Source organism: Candidatus Protofrankia californiensis (assembly GCF_900634765.1).
GTDB lineage: Bacteria > Actinomycetota > Actinomycetes > Frankiales > Frankiaceae > Protofrankia > Protofrankia californiensis.
In genome coordinates this window covers 1-4,452 of sequence record NZ_CAAAFT010000355.1, presented here as the reverse complement: position 1 = coordinate 4,452, position 4,452 = coordinate 1, and the positions used below count along the sequence as shown (strand labels likewise).

2 protein-coding genes are annotated in these 4,452 nt (G+C 66.5%); one reads left to right on the top strand and one right to left on the bottom strand.

All coding sequences use genetic code 11. From position 1 onward, the window contains the following. Positions 1-776: 776 nt before the first annotated feature. Positions 777-2,888 carry a hypothetical protein gene (locus DD1DGNOD_RS18545; RefSeq protein ID WP_131767727.1) on the bottom strand — a complete coding sequence of 704 codons (2,112 nt, stop codon included), beginning with the start codon at positions 2,886-2,888 and terminating at the stop codon, positions 777-779. 756 nt (positions 2,889-3,644) lie between these two features. Between DD1DGNOD_RS18545 and DD1DGNOD_RS18535 the strand changes: the two genes are divergently transcribed. Next, a partial coding sequence (locus DD1DGNOD_RS18535; protein ID WP_131770708.1) for a Nif3-like dinuclear metal center hexameric protein occupies positions 3,645-4,452 on the top strand: 808 nt, incomplete at its 3' end.

Sequence of the window (4,452 nt, the reverse complement as noted above, 5' to 3'; positions counted from 1 at the left end):
ACCTGGCACCACCCGTCGAATACCAACCCACCCGGACCCCCGCCCGGCGAAAGGACGGTAGGGGGTCGCTGACCCGCAGCGATATCCGGGATAGTGGCATGCCCGCATGCCCGCAGCACTGGCACCAAAGATCCCGAAGAAGATCTATACCAAATCGACGATCATCCGACGCCTTACTGGCCGATCTAGGTCTGATGCCAACGACACAACCGCCGGGGGCGATACTGGAACCCCACCACATGCGCGAAGGGGCTGTCGTGACTATACGCGATCATGCAATCGCCACCGCGATCGCCGTGCTCACCGCTGGTGTCTTCGCAAGCAGCACGCCCTTCTGGTGGAAGTACGTAATTCCGTCGCACAAGAGCCGATATTTATCCGGGCCCACGACCTGCGCAGATGCGCCTGGGGAGATCTGGTCAGTCAATTCCAAGTCTCTAACTCGGGTGATCTAGATCATTCATCGTCACAGGTCAGAGCGCCGCTACGGATCTTGATCGGGGAGTTTTGAATAACCCTCAGAGCTGCACCATCTTCTGTAACGACGCTATTCTCATTGACTAAAGATCTGCTCTGAGTTATTTATAAATCAGGTGCAAGTACTCGAGCGGGCGTGCTTGTTGTCCAGTCATAATTTGTGAGTGGATAGATCCACTGCTATGAACCGGAAATCCGGGTTTTACGTGTCGCTGACACCAGTACCGAACCGTTCCAATATTGATGGCCGCCGGCAGCGCGAAAGGATATGATCGAGCTGCCGGCGGCCCTCGAGAAAGCTAGAAGATTTTCCCGGGTGGCAGCCATTGGAATGTGTCCGACGTTCGTGCCATCGCATACAGCCGGTCGCCGACTCTCGCGACAATTTCCAGATGCCGGCCGAACGAACTCTGGATCATAGTGACCGCGTCGACGTGCCCGAGTTCGGTGGCGAATGCGGTCGGGCCGCTCCAGGGAAAGCCGGACGCGTCGTTGTTCCGCCACAGGTGGACCAGGCCGCCGGTGGCAGACGGCGCGACCACCTCGAAGTTGCCGACCCGGCCGAACCCGCTCTGGACCAGCACCGGATTTCCGGTCACGCCTTCGGCGAACACCGTCGAGGTCCGCCACAGGCCGTCCTGGGCACGGTAAAGGTGGACCAGCCGGCCACCGGCCAGCGCGACGGCTTCCAAGTTGGTGGCACCCAGGTTCCCCTGGATGAGGGTGACCGCGTCGACATGGCCGAGGTTCGCTGCCACGAGAACAGGCTGGCTCCAGGGGAAACCGGCGACGTCGTTGTTGCGTGAGAGGGACAACAGGCCGATGTCGGCGGCGGGCACGAGCACCTCGAACGTGCCGCGCCGACCCAGCCGGCTGTGGATCAGCGACGGCGTCCCGGCGACACCGTCGGTTATGTGGACGGAGGACTGCCAGCGTAGGGTCGGCCCACCGTCGCGCCAGAGGAACACCAGTGATTCCCCGATCCGGGCGATCACCTCCAGGGCTCCCGACGTCGACAACCGGCTCTGGATCATTGTGAGCGCGTCGATCCGCCCGCTGGCCTGTGCTACCTGCGTCGGTTCCCGCCAGGGGAAACCGGCGGCGTCGTTGTCTCGCCACAGGTGCGTTATCCCGGCGAACGCCGACGGCACCACCATCTCGAAGTTGCCGGCGCGGCCGAAGTTGCTCTGCACCAGGACTGGATTGCCGCCCACACCGCGACCCCAGCCGATGTGGCTCGGCGTGTACCGGCACATCTCGAAGCTGTTTGACCGCATCAGACAGGTGACGCTGTCCGGCGCGCAGCCGTCGCAGTTGCCGTTGGGCGTCGCGAACCGGCCCCATGCCCCGCCGCAGGTGCACCCGCTGGCAGCGTATTCGTCGGGACAGCCGAAGATGTGGCCCGTCTCGTGGGCGAAAACCCGGTCGAGGTTGTCAGGACCCCATCCGTCGTTGTCGTAGGATAGGACGAGCCGAGGTCCACCGATGGAACTGTAGGCGAAGTACGACAGCGGGTACTTGGTGACGAACGCGCAGTAGGACCACTGTGTGACGTGGATGTCGCGCAGGTCGTCGACGTAGTCGTAGACCCCGTCGAAGTTCGGTTGGTAGCCGAGCTGGCTCATTGCGGGGTCCCGCCAGCGCGCTTCCAGGTCGTCCGCGGCGGGGTCCGGGGCAGTGGCGATCCGGACGACCTTGATGTCGTAACTGAAGGTGAGGTCCGCGGCCGGATTGGTGGTGGCGTACCAGGAAAGGCCGTTCTGGATCTCGGCGACGGTCTTGGTGCGTTCCGCGGCGGTGAACTGCAGGTCGGCTGTTGGCCCTTCCACGATGACCACGCCGATCGCGATGCTGCCCTCCATGAAGCCGCTGGTGGGTCTGCCGGTGCCACCCCCGCCGGCCGGCTGGCCGGCCTGTGCGTCGGTCGGGGCGGCGGTGAGCGCAGGCAGCGTGCCCAGGCCGGTGGGGGAGTGCGAGCCGGTGGGGGAGTGCGGCTGCCGCGGGGAGCCGGCGCCGGTACCGGGGGTGCCGCCGGAGGAGCCTCGCGGCGGTGGGACGTCGGTGCATGGCCGGTCCCAGTCCCAGACCTCGTCGGACCTGGCACGGTCCTGTTTGGCCTGCTGGTAGTCGGCGCTGGCGCGTAACCGGAAGGCTGCCAGACCCAGACGCTCGATCCCGTCGAGATGGCCCGCATCGATGGCCGTGGCGCCGGAGGCGTCCGGCCCGGGGGAGGATGCCGCGATGGTGGGGCTGACGATGCTGACTCGGCCGTAGCAGTGGAGCACCCGCGTGGACTCGTCGACCGGCGACGGCTGTTCGACCGGGTCGGAGTCGTCGTCACGTGCCGTGTTCGCCTGTGCGTACACATTCCTCACGATGATCTGTTCGTCGGCTGGTATGTCCCCCGCCATGGATGATCCGTATCCCTTCTGTTGGATGAACTGTGCGGAGTTGTACCTGTTTGATCTAGGGTTGTGTCGCGTTTGGGAAAAGTGCGTGGACATCTGACCTGCTGTCGCATCCGGGCATTGGGTTCAGAGCCGGAACAGGCCCGGCCCCGGACCCGAGGTCGTCGGGTCCGGGGCCGGGGCTGGGGATGCCGGGCGCGGTCGGAGCGGTCACAGAGGGCGGCGAGGCGGGGCCGATGGCGGCGGCTCGCCCCGGTGCTGCGTGTCACCCCAGCTCACGTTCCCCTGAACGCTGGGCTGGAGATGTTGGCCTGGTCCGGTCTGAGGTCCCTGCTGGCCTGGCTGGCCGCCACGAGCCTGCGCCGTCAGGGCTTCCGCCACGTTATGCATGATCATTTCGACCAGTCGTACGGCCTGTGTGGTCGGAAGGTTCAGCACAACCTCGGCGTCGCCGGCAATCGTGAACTTCACGGATACATCCGCCATGTTGGAATCCCGTCCTTGGTTGGGCTCTGGCTGCCTCCGCAGGCGCACGTGCCATGATTGCGCCTCCTTCGACCTGAGTGTGCCTGGATAAGCGTGCAGGTGCGGTTTGGACCCATCTGTCGCACGGGTCACGGTACGGCGCAGCGGTTCGTGGTTGTCCGCTGCCTCGCGACGGACCTGCCGGAGGAGTCGCGCCGATCACGGTTGGGTAGTGTCCGGGCGGTGACGGCATCGCATCCTCCCACGTGTTCGGACCTGGCCGGCTGTTCCGGGATGCCGTCTGGACCGCCGTCCGCATCGGCCGACGTCCACCGCAGACACCCCAGCGTGGCGGAGTGTGTCGCCGAGCTGGAACGTTGTTATCCCCCGTCCTGGGCGCAGTCGTGGGACGCGGTGGGGCTTGCCGTCGGTGATCCGAACATGCCGGTTCAGCATGTTCTGTTCGCCGTCGACCCCCTTGTCGAGGTCGTCCGGGAAGCTGTTGACCGTGGCGCGCAGCTGCTGGTCACCCACCATCCGCTGTTCCTGCGGGGGGTGCACGGGGTTGCCGAGACGAGCGCGGGCGGGCGGGTCGTGGCCACCGCCATCCGCGGTGGCGTGGCACTGTTCAGCGCACACACGAATGCCGACGTGGCCTGCCCGGGGGTGAGCGACGCGCTCGCGGACGCTCTCGGGCTCGGCGTCGTCGAACCGCTCGGTGGCCCGTCTGGTGACTTGCCGGGTGACTCGCCGCAGCCCGGCAACGGTGGTCTGGGCCGCGTCGGTGACCTGGCCGGGGCCGAACCACTGCGTGCCTTCTGCGCGCGCGTGGCCGCCGCGCTGCCCGCCACCGCCGGTGGGGTGCGTACCACCGGCGACCCGGACCGTCCGGTGCGCCGGATCGCGGTCTGCGGTGGTTCCGGTGGGGAGCTGATCGCCGCTGCCGCGCGCGCCGGCGCCGACGCGCTGGTGACCGCCGACGGACGCCATCACCACGTCCTCGACGCCGTGGCCGCCTACGACGTGGCGCTCGTGGATGTGGCGCACTGGGCCAGTGAATGGCCGTGGCTGCACAGCGCCTCCGCCCGGTTGCGTGCCGGTC

Excerpts from the sequence above, each read along its gene's own strand:
- DD1DGNOD_RS18545 (WP_131767727.1), bottom strand. The coding sequence starts at position 2,888 with ATGGCGGGGGACATACCAGCCGACGAACAGATCATCGTGAGGAATGTG.